Raw genomic sequence first — 19,445 nt, 5'->3', positions numbered from 1 at the left:
CCGCGCCCGCGGCACCCCCGTACCCTTGTGCCGTGAGCAGCCCCACCCCCGACGCCCTCCTCGGCCCCGCCGACATCCGTGAGCTGGCGGCAGCGCTCGGTGTCCGCCCCACCAAGCAGCGCGGCCAGAACTTCGTGATCGACGCCAACACCGTCCGCCGCATCGTCCGCACCGCCGGGGTCCGCCCCGACGACGTGGTCGTCGAGGTCGGCCCCGGACTCGGCTCGCTCACCCTCGCGCTGCTGGAGGCCGCCGACCGGGTCACCGCCGTCGAGATCGACGACGTCCTCGCCGCCGCGCTCCCGGCCACCGTCGCCGCCCGCATGCCGGACCGCGCCGACCGCTTCGCGCTGGTCCACTCCGACGCGCTGCACGTCACCGAGCTGCCGGGCCCCGCCCCGACGGCCCTGGTGGCGAACCTCCCGTACAACGTGGCCGTGCCCGTGCTGCTGCACATGCTCGACACCTTCCCCGGTATCGAGCGGACGCTCGTGATGGTGCAGTCCGAGGTCGCCGACCGGCTCGCCGCCGCGCCCGGCTCGAAGGTGTACGGCGTGCCGTCCGTGAAGGCCAACTGGTACGCCGAGGTCAAGCGGGCCGGCGCCATCGGCCGCAACGTCTTCTGGCCGGCCCCGAACGTCGACAGCGGCCTGGTCTCGCTCGTCCGCCGGACCGAGCCGATCAAGACGACGGCCTCGAAGAGGGAGGTCTTCGCGGTCGTCGACGCTGCCTTCGCCCAGCGCCGCAAGACGCTGCGGGCGGCGCTGGCCGGCTGGGCCGGGTCCGCGGCCGCCGCCGAGGCGGCCCTGGTCGCGGCCGGCATCTCGCCGCAGGCGCGCGGGGAGTCGCTGACCGTCGAGGAGTTCGCGCGCATCGCAGAGCACAAGGAGCCGGGAAACCAGTGAGCGTCACCGTCCGCGTCCCCGCCAAGGTCAACGTCCAGCTCGCGGTCGGCGGCGCCCGCGCGGACGGGTTCCACGACCTCGCCAACGTCTTCCTCGCGGTCGGCCTGTACGACGAGGTCACCGTCACCCCGGCCGACGGGCTCCGCGTCACCTGCGAGGGCCCGGACGCCGACCAGGTGCCCCTGGACCACACCAACCTCGCCGCCCGCGCGGCCCTCGCCCTCGCCGGGCGCCGGGGCATCGAGCCCCATGTCCACCTGCACATCGCCAAGGACATTCCCGTCGCCGGTGGCATGGCGGGCGGCAGCGCGGACGGCGCGGGCGCGCTGCTCGCCTGCAACACGCTGTGGGGCACGGGCGCTTCGCGGGCGGAACTCCTCGCCATCTGCGCCGAGCTGGGCAGCGACGTGCCGTTCAGCCTGGTCGGCGGCGCCGCTCTCGGGACCGGGCGCGGCGAGCGGCTGACGGCCCTGGAGACCGGCGGCACCTTCCACTGGGTGTTCGCGATGGCCGAGCGGGGCCTGTCGACCCCGGCGGTCTTCCGCGAGTTCGACCGCCTGGCGGAGGGCCGGGACATTCCCGCGCCGGTGGCCGCGCAGGAACTGCTCGACGCGCTGGCCAAGGGCGACGCGGAAGCCCTGGCGGCGTCCGTGTCGAACGACCTCCAGCCGGCGGCCCTCTCCCTGTTCCCCGAGCTGACGGACACGCTGGAGGCGGGCCGCGCGGCCGGCGCCCTCGCCAGCCTGGTTTCCGGCTCCGGACCGACCACGGCCTTCCTGGCGCGCGACGCCGAGTCGGCGGAGAAGGTGGCAGCGGCCCTGCGGACGTCCGGCACGTGCAGGTCGGTGCGGACCGCGGCGGGGCCGGTGCCGGGGGCGACGGTGGTGTGAACCGCCTCAGAGAGCGTCGATGGCGGTCAGATCGATGTCGATGTCGTAAGGCACGCTGACCTTGACGTGTTCGTGGTAAATACCGGTCAGGGCGTACGTGCCCGTGGCCTCGCCGCGTTCGTAGACCTGGACCACCGGGTGCTTGTCCTGGCCGGCCATGTCGACCAGCCAGAAGTGAGGAATGCCCGCCGCCGCGTACTTGTGCGGCTTGTAGTCGCGGTCCCGCGCCTCGGAGTCGGGTGACACCACCTCGACGGCGAGCAGGACGTCAGCGACGTCGTAGTACGTCTGCTCCGGGCCCTTGACGGCTTCCGCCCGGACGACCGAGACGTCCGGTTCCGGGCCGTTGCGGCGGTCGATGACGACGGTCATCTCACGGCGCACCTTCAGGTCGCGTGGCGCGGTGCGACGCAACTCGCTCACCAGCAGGTCGATGACAACACTGTGAAAGTCCCGCTGGGCACTCACGAAAACCAGGCTCCCGTCGATCAACTCGGTGTGCGGCGGGAGATCAGGCAGCGTGAACAGGTCGTCCACGGTGTAGCCGTCCTGCGGCGGCACCGGCCACTCGGTGCGGTGCTCTACGGACTCGGCGGTCATGGTTCCTCCCATGGACGGGATCCTGCTGCCTGCCCTCCACGGTAGCGGCCCGTTCCCGATCACGTCGTCACAAAGAGTGACCGCACTCCCACGCGCCGCCCCACCCCCCGCAGGGCCTACGCTTGAAGGCTGATCCATCCCCCCGGGCAGGAGTGAAATGGCCGTCAACCTGGTCAATGTCGAGAACGTCAGCAAGGTGTACGGCACCCGTGCCCTGCTGGACGGCGTCTCGCTCGGTGTGTCCGAAGGGGACCGGATCGGGGTCGTCGGGCGCAACGGCGACGGCAAGACCACCCTGATCCGGATGCTGGCCAAGCTGGAGGAGGCCGACACCGGGCGGGTCACGCACTCCGGCGGGCTGCGGCTCGGTGTGCTCACCCAGCACGACTCCCTCGACCCCGCCGCCACCGTCCGTCACGAGGTCATCGGTGACATGGCCGACCACGAGTGGGCCGGCAACGCCAAGGTGCGGGACGTACTGACCGGGCTGTTCGGCGGGCTGGACCTGCCCGGGTTCCCGAAGGGGCTCGACACCGTCATCGGGCCGCTCTCCGGTGGTGAGCGGCGCCGGATCGCGCTGGCCAAGCTGCTCATCGAGGAGCAGGACCTCCTCGTCCTGGACGAGCCCACCAACCACCTCGACGTCGAGGGCATCGCCTGGCTCGCCCGGCACCTGCGCGAGCGGCGCTCGGCGCTGGTGTGCGTGACGCACGACCGGTGGTTCCTCGACCAGGTCTGCACCCGCATGTGGGATGTGCAGCGCGGTGACGTGTACGAGTACGAGGGCGGCTACTCCGACTACGTCTTCGCCCGCGCGGAGCGCGAGCGGATCGCCGCCACCGAGGAGGTCAAGCGGCAGAACCTGATCCGCAAGGAGCTGGCCTGGCTGCGCCGCGGCGCGCCCGCCCGCACCTCCAAGCCGCGCTTCCGCGTCGAGGCCGCCAACGAGCTGATCGCGGACGTGCCGCCGCCCCGGGACAGCAGCGAGCTGATGAAGTTCGCCTCCTCCCGGCTCGGCAAGACCGTCTTCGACCTCGAGGACATCACCGTCCAGGCCGGGCCGAAGGTGCTTCTCAAGCACGTCACCTGGCATCTCGGCCCCGGTGACCGGATCGGCCTCGTCGGTGTCAACGGCGCCGGCAAGACCTCGCTGCTGCGCGCCCTGGCCGACGCCGCGCGCACCCAGGGCGAGGCCCAGCCCGCGGCCGGGCGGATCGTCGTCGGCAGGACGGTCCGGCTCGCCTACCTCTCCCAGGAGGTCGCCGAACTCGACCCCACCTGGCGGGTCCTGGAGGCGGTGCAGCGGGTCCGCGAGCGCGTCGACCTCGGCAAGGGCCGCGAGATGACCGCCGGGCAGCTGTGCGAGACCTTCGGCTTCAACAAGGAGAAGCAGTGGACGCCCGTCGGGGACCTCTCCGGTGGTGAGCGGCGGCGGCTGCAGCTGCTGCGGCTCCTCATGGACGAGCCCAACGTCCTCTTCCTCGACGAGCCCACCAACGACCTCGACATCGAGACCCTCACCCAGCTCGAGGACGTCCTCGACGGCTGGCCCGGCTCGATGATCGTCATCTCCCACGACCGGTTCTTCGTGGAGCGCACCACGGACCGGGTCTTCGCCCTCCTCGGCGACGGCACCCTGCGGATGCTGCCGCGCGGGATCGACGAGTACCTGGAGCGGCGGCAGCGCATGGAGGAGGCGGTCGCCGCGCAGGCCGCCGCCGCGGCACCCAAGCCGGCCACCACCGAGAAGAGCGCGGCCGACCAGCGCGCCGCCAAGAAGGAACTGCAGAAGATCGAGCGGCAGTTGGACCGGATCTCCGAGAAGGAGGCCAAGCTGCACGCCCAGATCGCCGAGAACGCCACCGACTTCGCGAAGGTGGCCGAACTGGACGCCCAGCTGCGTGAACTGACCGGCGAGCGCGAGGAACTGGAGCTGCGCTGGCTGGAGCTGGCGGAGGACGCCTAGCCCGCAGCATCACGCGGGCACCCGGCGCACGCGGTTCAATTCAGGCCGCGTGCGCCGCTGTTGCGTGCGCCGCGTGAAGGGGGCGTGAAGGCGCGTAACGGCGGCATCACGGGCCGGTGCTCCCTTGGGAACAGCCATGCGGCCGGGCGGCTGGACCGTCGGTGCCGGGTGATAGAAAGAGCTGGCTAAAAATCAGTGAACGAGGGGGAAGAGCGCTGATGACCCAGCCGCCCAACCAGCCGCCCCAGGGTGGTTTCGGAGCACCGCAGGACCAGCCTCCGCACGGCGGCGGATTCGGCGCCCCGCAGACGCCCCCGCAGACGCCTCCGCAGATGCCGCCCACGCCCCCGGGCCGGCCGCCCCAGCCCCCGCAGCCCCAGCCCGGCTACGGCTACCCTCAGCAGCCCGGCCCCTACGCCCAGCCGGGCCCGTACGGCGCGCCCACCGGTCCCGCCGCCCCCCAGGGCCCGTACGGCGCCCCGCAGCCCGGCCCGTACGCCCCGCAGCCGGGGTACGGCTACCCGCAGCAGCCGCAGTACCCGGGCGCGCCCGGCATGCCGCCCCCCGGCGGCAAGCCGGCCGGCAAGGGCAGGACCGCGCTGATCATCGGCGCCGCGGCGGCCGCCCTGCTGGTCATCGGCGGCACGGTGTACGCCGTGACGAGCGGCGGCGACGGCGGCGGCAAGAAGAAGCCGGTCGCCCAGCAGAGCGACGACGGCAAGCAGTCCGCCTCCGACGCGCCGGTCAACCCCGGTGACGGCAGCGGCGACGGCGGCGCCGACCCCGAGAACCTCAACGACGGCCGCAAGCCCGGCGAGGCGAAGGTGCTCTGGTACAAGTCGGCGCCCGACGCCCCCGGTTCCGGCGCCGACGCACCCGGCATGTGGATCACCGGCAGGACGGCGGTGAAGGCGGCGTACAAGCAGCTCTTCGCCTACCGCGTCGGCAACGGCAACCCCGCCTGGGACCCGATCTCCTTCCCGCAGAAGATCTGCGCGGTCACCCCGCAGAAGTCGGACGACGGCAAGATCGTCGTGGCGTACATGAGCGGTGTCAGCGACCGCGCCAAGTGCAACCAGCTCCAGCAGGTCGACCTGGACACCGGCAAGAAGGGCTGGAGCGCCGAGGTCGCCGAGGGCGAGCTGTTCGACAGCACTCTCAGCCTCGAACTGACCATCAGCGGCAAGACGCTGATGGTGGGCCGCTCGCAGTCGGGCACGGCGTACGACCTGGACAGCGGCAAGAAGCTGTACGACAAGCCGAAGTACGGCTCGGCCTGTTTCCCGACGGCGTTCGCGGGCGGCTCGGGCCGGCTGATCCAGGTGGCCTCCTGCGGCGCCGGGACGAGCACCGAGCACGACGAGATCCGGGAACTCGTGCCGTCCACCGGCAAGGTGAAGTGGACGCAGCCGGTCAAGAAGGGCTGGACGGTCGCACGGACCTTCTCCCTCGACCCGCTCGTGGTGTACCTGACCAACGAGTCGAAGAAGGCCTGGAACATCTCGACCTTCACCAAGGACGGCAAGTTCCGCTCCGAGGTGAAGGTGAACGAGAAGTTCTCCCCGTCCTGCGGCTGGGCGATCCTCGAGCGGGACCTGCAGGGCTGTCAGGGCGTCGCCGTCGACGCCGACACGCTGTACCTGCCCACCGCCGCCACCACGGGGCCGAACGAGATCGTCGCGATCAGCCTCGCGAGCGGCAAGGAGAAGTGGCGCGTCAAGTCGCCCACGGACGAGTCGATGGCCCCGCTGCGGACCGAGGGCGGCAGGCTCGTCGCCTACGTCCAGCCGTCGTACGACGCGGGCGGCCAGGTCGTGTCCGTCCCGACCGGCGGGGGCTCGCACACGACGACGAAACTGCTGCAGAACCCGTCGGGCACCGCGCAGATCGAGGACTCCTTCTACGACGGTGCCGTCGCCTGGGCCGACGGCCGCTTCTACATCTCCTCCACCCGGCTGACCGGGAACGACGACGCGAAGGAGAAGCTGATGATGGCCTTCGGCAAGTGAGCCCCGGTCCGTCACCCCTCGTCCTTGCGCCCCCCGGCCCCGAGAGCTCCACCGAGGTACCCCCGTCATGACCCAGCCGCCTCCGCCGCCGAACCAGCCCCCGCAGCAGGGAGGTTTCGGCCCGCCGCAGAACCCGGACCCCGGCCGGAACCAGCCGCCGGCCCCGCCCCAGCCCCAGCCGGGATACGGCTACCCGCAGGCACCCCAGCCGCAGCCGGGTTACGGCTACCCGCAGCAGCCCCCGGCCCCTCAGCCGCCGCAGCCCCAGCCCGGCTACGGCTACCCGGGCGCGCAGCAGAACCCGTACGCCCAGCCGACACCGCCCGCGGGCGGGTACGCCCAGCCCGGGTACGCCCAGCCCGGGTACGGCTACCCGGGCGGGCCCGCCGCGCCGATGCCGCCGCAGCCCGCGCAGTCCGGCGGCGGCAGGAACAGCACCGCACTGGTCATCATCGTCGCCGCGGTCGTCGTGATCGCCCTGATCGTCGGCGGCGGCATCTGGTACGCCAAGTCCTCCGGCGGCGACGGCACGAAGCACGACACCGCGAGCTCCAGCGGGGGCACGGGCGGCAAGGGCGGCGGGGACACCGGCGGCACCTCGTCCGGCGGCAAGGAGAAGGTGCCGTCGAACCCGGCCGCCAAGGTCCTCTTCCAGGTCCCGATGCCGACCGCGAAGAACACCGTCGAGACCACCGGCTCCTGGCTCACCGACAAGGTGTACGCCAAGAGCGGCATCGCGCAGATCGTCGGCTACGACCCCGCCGACGGCAGCAAGCTGTGGACGCTCAAGCTGCCCGGCCCGGTGTGCGCGGCCAGCAGGTTCGCCACCGACGACGACAGGACGGCGATCGTCTTCGAGCCGAAGATGCCCGGCAAGGACTCCACCGCGGGATGCAGCCAGGTCGCCGCGATCGACCTCGCCAAGGGCACCCGCCTGTGGACCAGGACGGTCAAGAACGGCGACTACGCGACCAGCCTGGACAACGTGACGGTCTCCCGGCACACCGTCGCGGTCGGCAGCTCCGGCGGCGGCGCCGCGTTCGACATCGACACCGGCAAGGTCCTGTGGCAGCCCAAGGCGGGCGACTCCTGCTACGACGGCGGGTACGGCGGCGGCCCCAAGCTCGTCGCGGTGCGCCACTGCGGCAGCTACGACAGCGGCCAGCTGCACATCCAGACCATCGACCCGGAGTCCGGGAAGGTGATCTCCGACTACAAGATGGGCACCGGCATCGACTACGCCAGCGTCGTCTCCAGCGACCCGCTGGTGGTCGCCGCCGACGTCGGCGACAGCGCGGACGACGGCAGCGGCATCTCGGACTACTTCTCCATCGACAACAAGACGGGCAAGCTGCTCACCCGTATCTCCGCGCCCTCCGACACCTACGGCGGCCACTGCGACGGCATCACCCGGATCGAGGGCTGCAAGGAGGTCGTGGCCGGCAACGGCAGGCTGTACGTGCCGACGGAGGAGCACGACAACAACGGCAAATACGGCAGGACGAACGAGATCATCGCCTTCGACCTGACCACCGGGAAGCAGACCGGCCAGCGCGCCGAGGCCGGCGACGGCTACACGCTCTCCCCGCTGCGCATGGACGGCGCCAACCTGATCGCCTACAAGCGCCCGCCGTACGACAAGGGCGGCCAGGTCGTCAGCATCGACGGCAACTCCTTCAAGGCGAGCAAGCTGCTGGAGAACCCGGCCACGCAGGACGTACGGCAGGCGGAGGTCAGCCTGTCCCCGCAGTCCGCGGAGTTCCTCTTCGGGCAGGGCCGGCTGTTCATGGCGTCGGTGTTCGCGCACAAGGTGTCGTACGGCAAGGAGTATCTGCTGATGGCGTTCGGCGCGGGCGCCTGAGCGCACGCCCCCCTGCGCTTCAGGGCGCCCGGGGGTGAATGCCAGGGATTACCAGGGAGTGCCCCGGATGTCGTCGATCCGGGGCACTTCTCCTTCATAGGGGCAGCGCGACGTCGAACAAGCGTGTAGCTTCCGGGGGCATGAAGACGGGGTGCCGGGGGGCCCTCTGTCGTGGTGGGGGGGTGCTCTGATGGGAGTGCGGCTCATGGTCGTCGACGACCATCGCCTGCTCGCGGAGGCGCTGGCCTCGGCGCTGAAGCTGCGCGGGCACCGGGTGCTCGCGGCGGCGGCGCCGGCGGCGGGCGCGGCGGACCTGGTGATCGCGCGGGCACCGGAGGTGTGCCTGCTGGGTACGGCCGCGCCGGCCGAGCCGGGGGCCTTCGACCCGGTGGTGAAGATCAAGCGGGAGCGGCCGCAGGTGGCCGTGCTGGTGCTGGGGCCGGTGCCGTCCCCGCGGGGCATCGCGGCGGCGTTCGCGGCGGGGGCCTCCGGCTATGTACGGCACGACGAGCGGATCGAGGGTGTCGAGCGGGCCATCATGAAGGCGCGGGCGGGGGAGGCGGCGGTGGCTCCGCAGCTGCTGCAGGGTGCCTTCGCCGACCTGCTCAATCCCGCCGCCCAGCCCGACGACGAGGGGCAGCGGCTGCTGCAGATGCTGACGCCGCGGGAGGTGGAGGTGCTGGTGCGGGTCGCGGACGGGGAGGACACACGGCTGATCGCGGCGGGCATGGGCATCGCGCCCAGCACCGCCCGCACTCATGTCCAGCGGGTCCTGATGAAGCTGGGGGTCGGCTCCCGGCTGGAGGCGGCCGCGCTGGCCGCGCGCACGGGGTTGCTGGACCGCGTGGTCCGGCCCCGGCCGGCCGGCGACGAGCGTTGACCGCGCACGCCGTTATTCGGGCCGCTCGTCCTCCGAGGGGAGCGGCGGCGGGGTGGGCCTCAGTTTCAGCCAGGCCAGGAAGAAGATTCCCAAAAGCAGCATGCCGATGCCGGTCCAGAGGTTGATGTTGACGCCCTGCGCCTTGTCGATCGCGGCCTGCGAATCGGTGATCCCGGCGATCGTGACGATGATGCCGTAGAGGACGAACAGGCCGCCGATGATCCGGCGCAGGTCGAAGATCCGGGCGGCGGTCGCCGACTTGGTCTCCAGCTCGGAGACCTCCTGGCTGATGTCCGCCTCGGTGTAGTGGTGGCGCCGGCCGGGACGGTCGGGGTGTCCGGGCTGCTCGGTCATGGTTTCCTCGATCCTTCCGCCTCAGAACGAGAACGGGATGTAGCAGAGGGCGGCCAGCACGACCGCGCCCCAGCCCAGCAGCGCCGGCCGGCGGTACCAGGCGTCGTCGCCGGGAGCGGGCGGCTCGGCCATGCCGGGGGAGCGGGTGCCGTAGACCAGGCCCTGCAGTTCCTCGGCCGGCTTCGCCCTGGTGAACAGGGACACCGCGAACATCACGACCGCGCCGGCCACGAAACCGGCGATCGCGGAGACGAAGTTGGCGCCCTGGTCGGTGGGGATGGACACGATCCCCTTCTTGTAGAGCACGAAGTAGTTGATCATCGCGGCGGTGGTCCCGGCGAGCAGGCCCCAGAAGCCGGACTTGGCGGACGCCCGCCGCCAGAACATGCCGACGATGAAGACGACGAACATCGGCACGTTGAAGAAGGAGAACAGCGTCTGCAGGTAGGCCATGATGTTGGAGAACGACGAGGCCAGGAACGCCGTGCCGATGGAGGCGCAGACGCCGATGACGGTGATCAGGCGCCCGAAGCGCACGTAGTACCCGTCCTCGCGGCCGGGCACCGCGTACTTCTCCCAGATGTCGGTGGTGAACACCGTGTTGAAGGAGGACACGTTGGCCGCCATGCCGGCCATGAAGGCGGCGAGCAGACCGGTGACCGCGATGCCGAGCACGCCGTTGGGCAGCAGCTCCTGCATCAGGTAGGGGATGGCGTCGTTGTACTGCAGGCCCGAGGCGGAGCCGCCGATCTTCGGCACCAGCGCGGCGGCGACCAGGCCGGGGATCATCACCAGGAAGACGATGAAGATCTTCGGGTAGGCCGCGATCAGCGGGGTCCGCTGCCCGGCGGAGAGGTTCTTCGCGGACAGGGCGCGCTGCACCTCGGCGAAGTTGGTGGTCCAGTAGCCGAAGGAGAGCACGAAGCCGAGGCCGAGGACGATGGTCAGCCAGTTCGCGCCCAGCGGGTTGGTGCTGCCGATGCCCGTGCCGCCCCAGGCGGTGGTGAAGTTGTGGCCGTGGGTGGCGGTGAGCTTGTCGGTCAGGCCGCCCCAGCCGCCGACCTTCCTGAGGCCGAGCACGGTGATCGGGATCAGCGCGGCGAGGATGACGAAGAACTGCAGCACCTCGTTGTAGATCGCCGAGGACAGACCGCCGAGCGTGATGTAGGCGAGCACGAAGGCGCCGGCGACGACGATGGCGACCCACTGCGGCCAGCCGAGCAGGGCCTCGACGACGATCGCGAGGGCGTAGAGGTTGACGCCGGCGATCAGGATGGCGGCGCACGCGAACAGGATGGAGCTGAGCAGGTGGGCGCCCCGGTCGAAGCGCAGCAGCAGGAACTCGGGGACCGAGCGGACCTTGCTGCCGTAGTAGAAGGGCATCATCACCAGGCCCAGGAACACCATGGCCGGGATGGCGCCGATCCAGTACCAGTGCACGGTGTAGGCGCCGTACTGGGCGCTGTTCGCGGCCATGCCGAGGATCTCGGTGGCCGCCAGGTTCGCCGAGATGAAGGCGAGACCGGTGATCCAGGCGGGCAGCGAGCGTCCCGAGAGGAAGAAGTCGAGGCTGGTCCGGACCGAGCGGCGGGCCGCGAAGCCGATGCCGAGGACGACGAGGAAGTAGATCGCCAGGATCGTGTAGTCCAGCCAGTTGGTGGGGAGCCGTAGCTCCACCGCCAGATCCGTGGGGGAGTATGTGAGGGTTTGCATGGGAACTCACTTGCTCTTTGTTTGATTGTGATGGTCCACGGTGTTGTGAGGTTGTGGTCTGTTATGTTTATTTGTGTTGAGTGATTGCTGCGGGACATTGAGGAGTCCGGCGTGAAGAAGACCTCGACCCGGTTGGCCGACGGTCGTGAGCTGATCTACTACGACCTTCGGGACGACACCGTGCGCGACGCGGTGGACCGCCGTCCGCTGGACCGTACGGTCACCACGTCCGAGATCCGCCGCGACCCGCTGATCGGCGACCAGATCGCCGTGGCCTCGCACCGCCAGGGGCGCACCTACCATCCGCCGGCCGACGAGTGCCCGCTGTGCCCCACCAAGGGCGAGCGGCTCAGCGAGATCCCGGACGCCTGGTACGACGTCGTCGTCTTCGAGAACCGCTTCCCCTCGCTCGCCGGCGACTCCGGCCGCTGTGAGGTCGTCTGCTTCACCTCGGACCATGACGCCTCCTTCGCCGACCTGACGCGGGAGCATGCCCGGCTGGTGCTGGAGGCGTGGACGGACCGCACCTCGGAGCTGTCGCATCTGCCCTCCGTCGAACAGGTGTTCTGCTTCGAGAACCGGGGGGCCGAGATCGGCGTCACCCTGGGTCACCCGCACGGACAGATCTACGCCTACCCGTTCACCACGCCCCGCACCGCGCTGATGCTCCGCTCGCTCGCCGCGCACAAGGAGGCCACCGGCGGGGAGAACCTGTTCGACGCCGTCCTGGAGCAGGAACTCGCCGGGGAGCGGGTCGTCCTTGAGGGTGAACACTGGGTGGCCTTCGTGCCCTACGCGGCGCACTGGCCGTACGAGGTCCACCTGTACCCCAAGCGGCGCGTGCCCGACCTGCTCGCCCTGGACGAGGCCGCGCGCACAGAATTCCCCCAGATCTATCTGGAACTCTTGAGGCGCTTCGACCGGATCTTCGGCGAGGGTGAGCCTCCGACGCCCTACATCGCGGCCTGGCACCAGGCCCCGTTCGGCGCGCTGGAGGAGTTCGACGGCGTGACACGGGACGACTTCGCGCTGCACCTCGAGCTTTTCACCATCCGCCGCACTTCCGGCAAGCTGAAGTTTCTCGCGGGTTCCGAGTCCGGCATGAGCGTGTTCATCAACGACGTGCCGCCGGAGCGCGCGGCCGAGCGACTGCGAGAGGTAGCGAGTTCATGAAGTACCTGGTGACGGGTGGGGCGGGGTATGTCGGCAGTGTCGTGGCCCAGCACCTGCTGGAGGCCGGCCACGAGGTCACCGTCCTCGACAACCTCTCCACCGGCTTCCGCGAGGGCGTGCCCGCCGGAGCCGCGTTCATCGAGGGCGACATCCGCGACGCCGCCAAGTGGCTCGACGCCTCCTACGCCGGCGTGCTGCACTTCGCGGCGTCCTCGCAGGTCGGCGAGTCGGTGGTGAAGCCGGAGAAGTACTGGGAGAACAACGTCGCCGGCTCCCTGGCGCTGCTCGGCGCGATGCGCGAGGCCGGCGTCCGCACCCTCGTCTTCTCCTCCACCGCTGCCACCTACGGCGAGCCCGAGCAGGTCCCGATCCCGGAGAGCGCCCCGACGCGGCCCACCAACCCCTACGGCGCCACCAAGCTCGCCGTCGACCACATGATCACCAGCGAGGCGCACGCCCACGGCCTGGCCGCGGTCTCGCTGCGCTACTTCAACGTGGCCGGCGCCTACGGCGTCCACGGCGAGCGCCACGACCCCGAGTCGCACCTGATCCCGCTGGTCCTCCAGGTCGCCCAGGGCAGGCGCGAGTCCGTCTCGGTCTTCGGGGACGACTATCCGACGCCGGACGGCACCTGCGTGCGCGACTACATCCACGTGGCGGACCTGGCCGAGGCCCACCTGCTGGCCCTGACCGCGGCCGAGCCCGGCCGGCACCTGATCTGCAACCTCGGCAACGGCAGCGGCTTCTCCGTCCGCGAGGTCGTCGAGACGGTCCGCAAGGTCACCGGCCACCCGATCCCCGAGGTGGTCGCCCCGCGCCGCGGCGGCGACCCGGCCGTCCTGGTCGCCTCGGCCGACACGGCCCGCGAGAAGCTCGGCTGGAACCCGTCCCGCACGGACCTCGCGGGGATCGTCGCGGACGCCTGGGAGTTCGCTCAGCACATCACAAGGGAGCAGTAGTGGGGGCACAGCAGGTCCGGGAGCGCTTCGCCGAGCTGTACGGAGCCGAACCCGAGGGAGTGTGGGCGGCCCCCGGCCGCGTCAACCTCATCGGTGAGCACACCGACTACAACGACGGCTTCGTGATGCCCTTCGCGCTGCCGCACCAGGCCACCGCGGCGGTCTCCCGGCGCACCGACGGCGTCCTGCGCCTGCACTCCGCCGACATCGAGGGCGGGGTCGCCGAACTGCGCCTGGACGACCTCGCGCCGCAGAGCGACGACCACTGGACGGCGTACCCGGCGGGCGTCGTCTGGGCGCTGCGCGACGCCGGCCACGCGGTCACCGGCGCGGACATCCACATGTCCTCGACCGTCCCGACCGGCGCGGGCCTGTCCTCCTCGGCGGCCCTGGAGGTCGTCGTCGCCCTGGCCCTGAACGACCTGTACGAACTGGGCCTGCAGCGCCGGCAGCTGGCCCGCCTGTGCCAGCGCGCCGAGAACGTCTACGTCGGCGCGCCCACCGGCATCATGGACCAGACGGCGTCGGCCTGCTGCGAGCAGGGCCACGCCCTCTTCCTCGACACCCGCGACCTGTCCCAGCAGCAGATCCCCTTCGACCTCGCGGCCGAGGGCCTGCGGCTGCTGGTCGTCGACACCCAGGTCAAGCACGCCCACAGCGGCGGCGAGTACGGCAAGCGCCGCGCCGGCTGCGAGAAGGGCGCCGCGCTCCTCGGCGTCGACGCCCTGCGCGACATCGCCCACGCCGACCTGGACGCGGCGCTGGCCCGCCTGGGCGACGAGGAGGAGATCGTCCGCCTGGTCCGCCACGTCGTCACGGAGGACGAGCGCGTCGAGCGCACGGTGTCGCTGCTGCGCTCCGGCGGGACCCGCGCCATCGGTCCGGTCCTCACCGAGGGCCACGCCTCCCTGCGCGACGACTTCCGCATCTCCTGTCCCGAGCTCGACCTGGTCGTCGACACCGCCCTCGCGCACGGCGCCCTGGGCGCCCGCATGACCGGCGGCGGCTTCGGCGGCTCCGCGATCGTCCTCGCGGAGGCCACCGACGTCGACACCCTCACCAAGGCGATCGAGGCGGCCTTCGCGGCGGCGTCCTGGACGGCGCCGCGCGTCTTCGAGGCGGTCCCGTCCCCCGGGGCCCGGCGGGTCGGCTGACACGCGCCGTGGGACCGGTGACCGGGCGCCGCGGTCAGCCGAGGCGCTTGGTCAGGGTGTACTCCGTGATCCCCGGCGGATAGTCGGGGATCACGCACACCACCTCGTAGCCCTGTTTGCGGTAGAAGTCCGGTGCCTGGAAGTCCCATGTCTCCAGGCGGGCCGCGGTGCAGCCGCGGTCGGTGCGGGCGAGGCGCTCCGCCCGGGCGAGCAGACGGCTGCCGAGGCCGCCGCCGCGGTGGCGGGTGTCGACCCACAGGTAGGTGACGTGCAGCCAGGTCGTCCAGGTGTGGCCGACCAGGCCGCCCGCCAGATCACCGGCCGCGTCCAGCGCCCAGACGTGGAGGGGGACTTCGCGTTCGCCGGGCGTGCCGCGCAGGGCCGCCAGCACGGGGGACGCCGCCGTGTTGGTGGCCCGCAGCCGGGAGCGGAGCAGATCACGTCGGCCTTTGTCGACTTCCGCCTCAATACGAAACATGCGGCACACCATAAACGTGCCGGGCGGCCGATTCCGTAAATCGACTTCCGCTCCCTGCTCCCATCCGTACTCTGAGGAACAGCACCGGTGGGGGCCGGTGCTGATCAGGGGGCGAGACAGGCGGGTTCGGCGCCCGCGGTGGGGGTAGCAGTGTCCGCAGGGCGGCGGCCGTGCGGTGCGTGTCCTTGTCGCGGGTGCCGGCCCGCGCGCGTCGTCGTTCTCCGGACCTGGGATATCCCCTGCTCCACGCGGAGCCTGGGGAAGGGGGTTTCGTGGTTCGTATCCGAGTCCTGGTCGTCGACGACCACCGCATCTTCGCCGAGTCGCTCGCCGCCGCACTGGCCGCCGAGCCCGACGTCGACGTCTCCGCCGCCGGCAGCGGCCCGGCCGCGCTGCGCTGCCTGGAGCGCGCCGCCACCGAGGGCCGCCGCTACGACGTCCTCCTCGTGGACGCCGACCTCGGCGGCAACCTCTCCGGCGCCCGCCCGGCCGTACCGGTGCACGAGGGCGACGAGGACGGCCTGGTCGACGGCATCTCGCTGGTCACCGGTGTCCGCACGGCCCAGCCCGGGGTGCGCATCGTGGTCCTCGCCGAGAAGGACGACCCCCGGCGCGCGGCGCTCGCCCTGCAGGCCGGCGCCTGCGGCTGGGTCGCCAAGGACTGCTCGCTGTCCCGGCTGCTCACCGTCATCCGGGGCGTGCTGCGCGAGGAGACCCATCTCCCGCCCGCCCTGCTCACCGGCGTCCTCAAGGAGCTGACGGCCGCCCGCAGACACCGCACCGAGAGCGAACGGCTGGTGGAGTCCCTCACGCCGAGGGAACGGGAGGTGCTGCGCTGCATGGTCGCGGGCCTCGGCCGCAAGGCCGTCGCCGAACGGCTGTTCCTCTCCCCGCACACGGTGCGCACCCACATGCAGAACGTCCTCGGCAAGCTCGGTGTCCACTCCACCCTGGCCGCCGTCGCCCTCGCCCGCCGGGCCGGCGTGGGACCCGCCGACCTAACCGGGGATGTTGTCGAACGGGGCGGTCAACTGGCGTAGCAGCCCCGCCAGTTCGGCCCGCTGCGCGCGGGACAGCTCACCGAGGATCGCCCGCTCCTGCTCCAGCAGTCCCGCCAGCGCCTCGTCGGCCCGGTCCCGGCCCGTGTCGGTCAGCCGGACCAGCACACCTCGCCGGTCGCTCGGGTCGGGCAACCGCTCCACCAGGCCCTTCTTCGCCAGCCGGTCGATCCGGTTGGTCATCGTGCCCGAGGTGACCAGGGTCTGCGTGAGCAGCTGACCGGGGGAGAGCTGGTACGGCGTCCCCGCGCGCCGGAGCGCGGTCAGCACATCGAACTCCCAGGGCTCGAGCTGGTGCTCGGCAAAGGCGAGCCGACGCGCCCGGTCCAGGTGCCGGGCCAGCCTGCTCACCCGGCTGAGCACCTCGAGCGGCTCCACGTCGAGGTCCGGGCGCTCCCGGCGCCACGCTGCGACCAGCCGATCGACCTCGTCCTCCATGGAGATCAGTGTAGTGGTTGTGTCGACGTGAAGTCTCTTGATGTCGAGTCTCTTGACATCGAGACAAGTTGGGCGGGAAGGTGAGACGCATGACGACGCCCACCTGGGACCCCGCCCAGTACCTCCGCCACGCCGGCCACCGCGCCCGCCCCTTCGCCGACCTCCTCGCCCGCGTGCCCGACCTGCCCACGGGGCCGCCCGCGGGGCCACCCCGCGTCGCCGACCTCGGCTGCGGCCCCGGCAACGTCACCGCCCTGCTCGCGGGGCGCTGGCCCACCGCCCACATCACCGGGTACGACAACTCGCCCGAGATGCTCGACAAGGCCCACGTCGAGCACGAGGGGCCCACTTCAGGCGGCGGCCGCCTGGACTTCGCCCACGCCGACGCCCGCGTCTGGACACCCGGCGAGCCTCACGACCTCATCCTCAGCAACGCCACCCTCCAGTGGGTGCCGGGCCACGCCGACCGCTTCCCCGACTGGATCGCCGCCCTGAAGCCCGGCGGCACCTTCGCCTTCCAGGTGCCCGGCAACTTCTCCGCCCCCAGCCACCGGCTGATGCGCACCCTGGCCCACTCCGCCCGCTGGCGGGACCGCCTCGCCGACGTCCTGCGGCACGAGGACGCCGTGCTCACCCCCGAGGCGTATCTGGAGCGGCTGACCGGGCAGGGCTGCGCGGCGGACGTCTGGGAGACGACGTACATCCATCTGCTGCAGGGCGAGGACCCGGTCCTGGACTGGGTGAAGGGCACAGGACTGCGGCCGGTCCTCACCGCGCTGGCCGACGACCCCGAGGCACGGGAGGACTTCCTGGCCGAGTACCGGGCGGCCCTGCGCGAGGCCTACCCGGCGGGTCCGCACGGGACACCGTTCCCGTTCCGGCGGATCTTCGCGGTGGCCACGAGGCAGGCGTGATGCTCACGGCCGTCGACCATGTGCAGCTCGCGGCACCGCCCGGCAGCGAGGACCTGCTGCGGGCGTACTACGGGGACACCCTCGGGATGACGGAGATCCCCAAGCCACCGGCCCTCGCAGCCCGCGGCGGCTGCTGGTTCCGGGCCGGGGAGGTCCAGCTCCACCTCGGGATCGAGCAGGACTTCCGTCCCGCGAAGAAGGCCCACCCGGGGCTGCGGGTCGCGGACATCGACACGCTCGCGGCCCGCCTCGCGGCCCGCGGAGCGCCGGTCACCTGGGACGACAACCTCCCCGGCCACCGCCGCTGCTACTGCGAGGACCCCGTCGGGAACCGGCTGGAGTTCCTGGAGGAGACCAAGGAGACCCCCTTCTGAGAGGGGCCCCTCAGCTCTTGCGGTGCCCTATCAGCCGGGGCTTGGGCTCCAGGCCGTCCAGGCCGTGCCAGGCCAGGTTCACCAGGTGGGCCGCCACCTCCGCCTTCTTCGGGCGGCGCACGTCCAGCCACCACTGGCCGGTCAGGGCGACCATGCCGACCAGGGCCTGCGCGTACAGGGGAGCCAGCTTCGGGTCGAAGCCGCGGGACTTGAACTCCCGGCCCAGGATGTCCTCCACCTGGGTGGCGATGTCGGAGATCAGCGAGGCGAACGTGCCCGTGGACTGGGGGATCGGGGAGTCGCGGACCAGGATGCGGAAACCGTCGGTGTACTCCTCGATGTAGTCCAGCAGCGCGAACGCCGCCTGCTCGCACAGCTCACGGGGGTGGCCGGCGGTCAGGGAGCTGGTCACCATGTCCAGCAGGCGCCGCATCTCGCGGTCCACCACCACCGCGTACAGCCCTTCCTTGCCGCCGAAGTGCTCGTACACCACCGGCTTGGACACCCCGGCCTTGGCCGCGATCTCCTCCACCGACGTGCCCTCGAAACCTTTCGCCGCGAAGAGCGTGCGACCGATCTCCAGCAGCTGCTGGCGGCGCTCGGCACCGGTCATTCGGGTCCGGCGGGTCCGCCGCTGCTTGTCGTTCGTCGGAGTGCTGCTGGAGTCGGTCGCCACGGCGTCAATCATGCCGCCTCGGCCGTCTCCTTCCGGCGCCGGGAGCCGCCCTCACCGGTGTTGCGGCGCGAATCGATACGCGAGCGTGACGGCCAGCGCACGTCGTACGCCCAGCCGAACACCTCGAAGATGCGGATGAACCGCGCCGAGGAGTCGATCTGCCCGCGCATCACACCGTGCCGCGCGGCGGTCGGGTCGGCATGGTGCAGGTTGTGCCAGGACTCCCCGCACGACAGCACCGCCAGCCACCACACGTTGCCCGAGCGGTCCCGCGACTTGAACGGGCGCTTGCCGACCGCGTGGCAGATCGAGTTGATCGACCAGGTCACATGATGCAGCAACGCCACTCGAACGAGTGAACCCCAGAAGAACGCGGTGAACGCCCCCCACCACGACATCGTCACCAGACCGCCGATCAGCGCCGGCAGCGCCAGGGACACGGCCGTCCACAGCACGAACTGCCGGGAGATCGCCCGGATCGCCGGATCCTTGATCAGATCCGGCGCGTACTTGTCCTGCGGGGTCTGCTCCTCGTCGAACATCCAGCCGATGTGCGCCCACCACAGGCCCTTCATCAGCGCCGGAACCGTCTCCCCGAACCGCCACGGCGAGTGCGGGTCACCCTCGGCGTCGGAGAACTTGTGGTGCCTGCGATGGTCGGCCACCCAGCGCACCAGCGGCCCCTCGACCGCCATTGAACCCATGATCGCCAGCGCGATCCGCAGCGGCCGCTTCGCCTTGAACGAACCGTGCGTGAAGTACCGGTGGAAGCCGATCGTGATGCCGTGGCACCCCAGGAAGTAGAAGAACCACAGCAGGCCCAGATCGAGCCAGCTCACTCCCCATCCCCAGGCCAGCGGCACGGCCGCCACCAGCGCCAGGAACGGCACGGTGATGAACAGCAGCAGCGTGATCTGCTCGATCGAACGCTTCTGTTCGCCGCCCAGCGTGGCGGACGGAGCGGAGGTGTCGCCGGCCTTACGGGCTTTTTCGATCACATCGGAACTTGAGGTCATGCGCGTCCCCTGGGGGGTCGAGGGTTG

The 19,445-nt window shown here is 71.3% G+C and carries 19 protein-coding genes; 12 read left to right on the top strand and 7 right to left on the bottom strand.

The window, feature by feature from the left end; translation table 11 throughout:
• The first annotated feature begins 32 nt into the window (after window positions 1-32).
• Both rsmA and ACZ404_RS26585 read left to right on the top strand, forming a co-directional pair.
• Window positions 33-905 (top strand): 16S rRNA (adenine(1518)-N(6)/adenine(1519)-N(6))-dimethyltransferase RsmA, encoded by an 873-nt coding sequence (rsmA, locus tag ACZ404_RS26590; protein ID WP_468444038.1) that lies wholly within the window; start codon window positions 33-35, stop codon window positions 903-905.
• Window positions 902-1,795 carry a 4-(cytidine 5'-diphospho)-2-C-methyl-D-erythritol kinase gene (locus ACZ404_RS26585; protein WP_468444036.1) on the top strand — a complete coding sequence of 298 codons (894 nt, stop codon included), beginning with the start codon at window positions 902-904 and terminating at the stop codon, window positions 1,793-1,795. Before rsmA ends, ACZ404_RS26585 begins: the two co-directional genes overlap by 4 nt.
• Window positions 1,796-1,801: 6 nt before the next feature.
• Here ACZ404_RS26585 and ACZ404_RS26580 read toward each other — a convergent pair whose 3' ends face one another.
• A complete protein-coding gene (locus tag ACZ404_RS26580) occupies window positions 1,802-2,395 on the bottom strand; it encodes a Uma2 family endonuclease (protein WP_468444034.1) in 594 nt (197 codons plus the stop codon).
• Between the two features lie 157 nt (window positions 2,396-2,552).
• Here ACZ404_RS26580 and ACZ404_RS26575 point away from each other — a divergent pair, with 157 nt between their 5' ends.
• From ACZ404_RS26575 to ACZ404_RS26560, 4 genes are all read left to right on the top strand, one after another.
• Window positions 2,553-4,361 (top strand): ABC-F family ATP-binding cassette domain-containing protein, encoded by a 1,809-nt coding sequence (locus ACZ404_RS26575; protein WP_468444032.1) that lies wholly within the window; start codon window positions 2,553-2,555, stop codon window positions 4,359-4,361.
• A 218-nt stretch (window positions 4,362-4,579) separates the two neighbouring features.
• On the top strand, window positions 4,580-6,370 hold the full coding sequence (locus tag ACZ404_RS26570) for an outer membrane protein assembly factor BamB family protein (protein ID WP_468444030.1): 1,791 nt from the start codon (window positions 4,580-4,582) through the stop codon (window positions 6,368-6,370).
• A gap of 67 nt (window positions 6,371-6,437) precedes the next feature.
• Window positions 6,438-8,231 carry an outer membrane protein assembly factor BamB family protein gene (locus ACZ404_RS26565; RefSeq protein WP_468444028.1) on the top strand — a complete coding sequence of 598 codons (1,794 nt, stop codon included), beginning with the start codon at window positions 6,438-6,440 and terminating at the stop codon, window positions 8,229-8,231.
• A 190-nt stretch (window positions 8,232-8,421) separates the two neighbouring features.
• On the top strand, window positions 8,422-9,111 hold the full coding sequence (locus ACZ404_RS26560; protein ID WP_468444026.1) for a helix-turn-helix transcriptional regulator: 690 nt from the start codon (window positions 8,422-8,424) through the stop codon (window positions 9,109-9,111).
• A gap of 12 nt (window positions 9,112-9,123) precedes the next feature.
• On the opposite strand, the gene ACZ404_RS26555 is transcribed toward ACZ404_RS26560, so the two are convergent.
• Both ACZ404_RS26555 and ACZ404_RS26550 read right to left on the bottom strand, forming a co-directional pair.
• Window positions 9,124-9,465, bottom strand: coding sequence for a hypothetical protein (locus ACZ404_RS26555; protein WP_468444024.1), 342 nt, complete (start codon window positions 9,463-9,465; stop codon window positions 9,124-9,126).
• A 21-nt stretch (window positions 9,466-9,486) separates the two neighbouring features.
• On the bottom strand, window positions 9,487-11,178 hold the full coding sequence (locus ACZ404_RS26550) for a sodium:solute symporter family protein (RefSeq protein WP_468444022.1): 1,692 nt from the start codon (window positions 11,176-11,178) through the stop codon (window positions 9,487-9,489).
• A 111-nt stretch (window positions 11,179-11,289) separates the two neighbouring features.
• Between ACZ404_RS26550 and galT the strand changes: the two genes are divergently transcribed.
• Genes galT through galK form a run of 3 tightly spaced genes read left to right on the top strand, consistent with a single transcriptional unit; the run spans window position 11,290 to window position 14,464 of the window.
• Window positions 11,290-12,351 (top strand): galactose-1-phosphate uridylyltransferase, encoded by a 1,062-nt coding sequence (gene galT / locus ACZ404_RS26545; RefSeq protein WP_468444020.1) that lies wholly within the window; start codon window positions 11,290-11,292, stop codon window positions 12,349-12,351.
• The gene (galE, locus tag ACZ404_RS26540) at window positions 12,348-13,310 is read left to right on the top strand and encodes a UDP-glucose 4-epimerase GalE (protein ID WP_468444018.1); all 963 of its coding nucleotides are present in this window, start codon (window positions 12,348-12,350) and stop codon (window positions 13,308-13,310) included. The genes galT and galE overlap by 4 nt, the downstream gene beginning before the upstream one ends.
• Window positions 13,310-14,464, top strand: coding sequence for a galactokinase (gene galK / locus ACZ404_RS26535; RefSeq protein WP_468444016.1), 1,155 nt, complete (start codon window positions 13,310-13,312; stop codon window positions 14,462-14,464). The genes galE and galK overlap by 1 nt, the downstream gene beginning before the upstream one ends.
• Window positions 14,465-14,498: 34 nt before the next feature.
• Here galK and ACZ404_RS26530 read toward each other — a convergent pair whose 3' ends face one another.
• The gene (locus ACZ404_RS26530) at window positions 14,499-14,954 is read right to left on the bottom strand and encodes a GNAT family N-acetyltransferase (protein WP_468444014.1); all 456 of its coding nucleotides are present in this window, start codon (window positions 14,952-14,954) and stop codon (window positions 14,499-14,501) included.
• A 260-nt stretch (window positions 14,955-15,214) separates the two neighbouring features.
• On the opposite strand from ACZ404_RS26530, the gene ACZ404_RS26525 reads away from it, so the two are divergent.
• Window positions 15,215-15,982 (top strand): LuxR C-terminal-related transcriptional regulator, encoded by a 768-nt coding sequence (locus ACZ404_RS26525; protein ID WP_468444012.1) that lies wholly within the window; start codon window positions 15,215-15,217, stop codon window positions 15,980-15,982.
• Here ACZ404_RS26525 and tamR read toward each other — a convergent pair.
• Window positions 15,941-16,438, bottom strand: a complete 498-nt coding sequence (gene tamR / locus ACZ404_RS26520; protein WP_468444010.1) for a MarR family transcriptional regulator TamR — start codon at window positions 16,436-16,438, stop codon at window positions 15,941-15,943. The genes ACZ404_RS26525 and tamR overlap by 42 nt on opposite strands.
• Before the next feature lie 89 nt (window positions 16,439-16,527).
• Between tamR and ACZ404_RS26515 the strand changes: the two genes are divergently transcribed.
• Window positions 16,528-17,352, top strand: a complete 825-nt coding sequence (locus ACZ404_RS26515) for a trans-aconitate 2-methyltransferase (protein ID WP_468444008.1) — start codon at window positions 16,528-16,530, stop codon at window positions 17,350-17,352.
• Window positions 17,352-17,726, top strand: a complete 375-nt coding sequence (locus ACZ404_RS26510; protein WP_468444249.1) for a VOC family protein — start codon at window positions 17,352-17,354, stop codon at window positions 17,724-17,726. Before ACZ404_RS26515 ends, ACZ404_RS26510 begins: the two co-directional genes overlap by 1 nt.
• 10 nt (window positions 17,727-17,736) lie before the next feature.
• Here the strand turns inward: ACZ404_RS26510 and ACZ404_RS26505 are convergent, their stop codons facing one another.
• Complete coding sequence (locus tag ACZ404_RS26505) at window positions 17,737-18,414, bottom strand: TetR/AcrR family transcriptional regulator (RefSeq protein WP_468444006.1); 678 nt, start codon at window positions 18,412-18,414, stop codon at window positions 17,737-17,739.
• Window positions 18,411-19,418 (bottom strand): acyl-CoA desaturase, encoded by a 1,008-nt coding sequence (locus ACZ404_RS26500; protein WP_468444005.1) that lies wholly within the window; start codon window positions 19,416-19,418, stop codon window positions 18,411-18,413. Before ACZ404_RS26500 ends, ACZ404_RS26505 begins: the two co-directional genes overlap by 4 nt.
• Between the last annotated feature and the right edge of the window lie 27 nt (window positions 19,419-19,445).

Source organism: Streptomyces sp. NPDC030798, from assembly GCF_055572275.1.
This window is presented reverse-complemented; position numbering and strand designations above follow the sequence as displayed.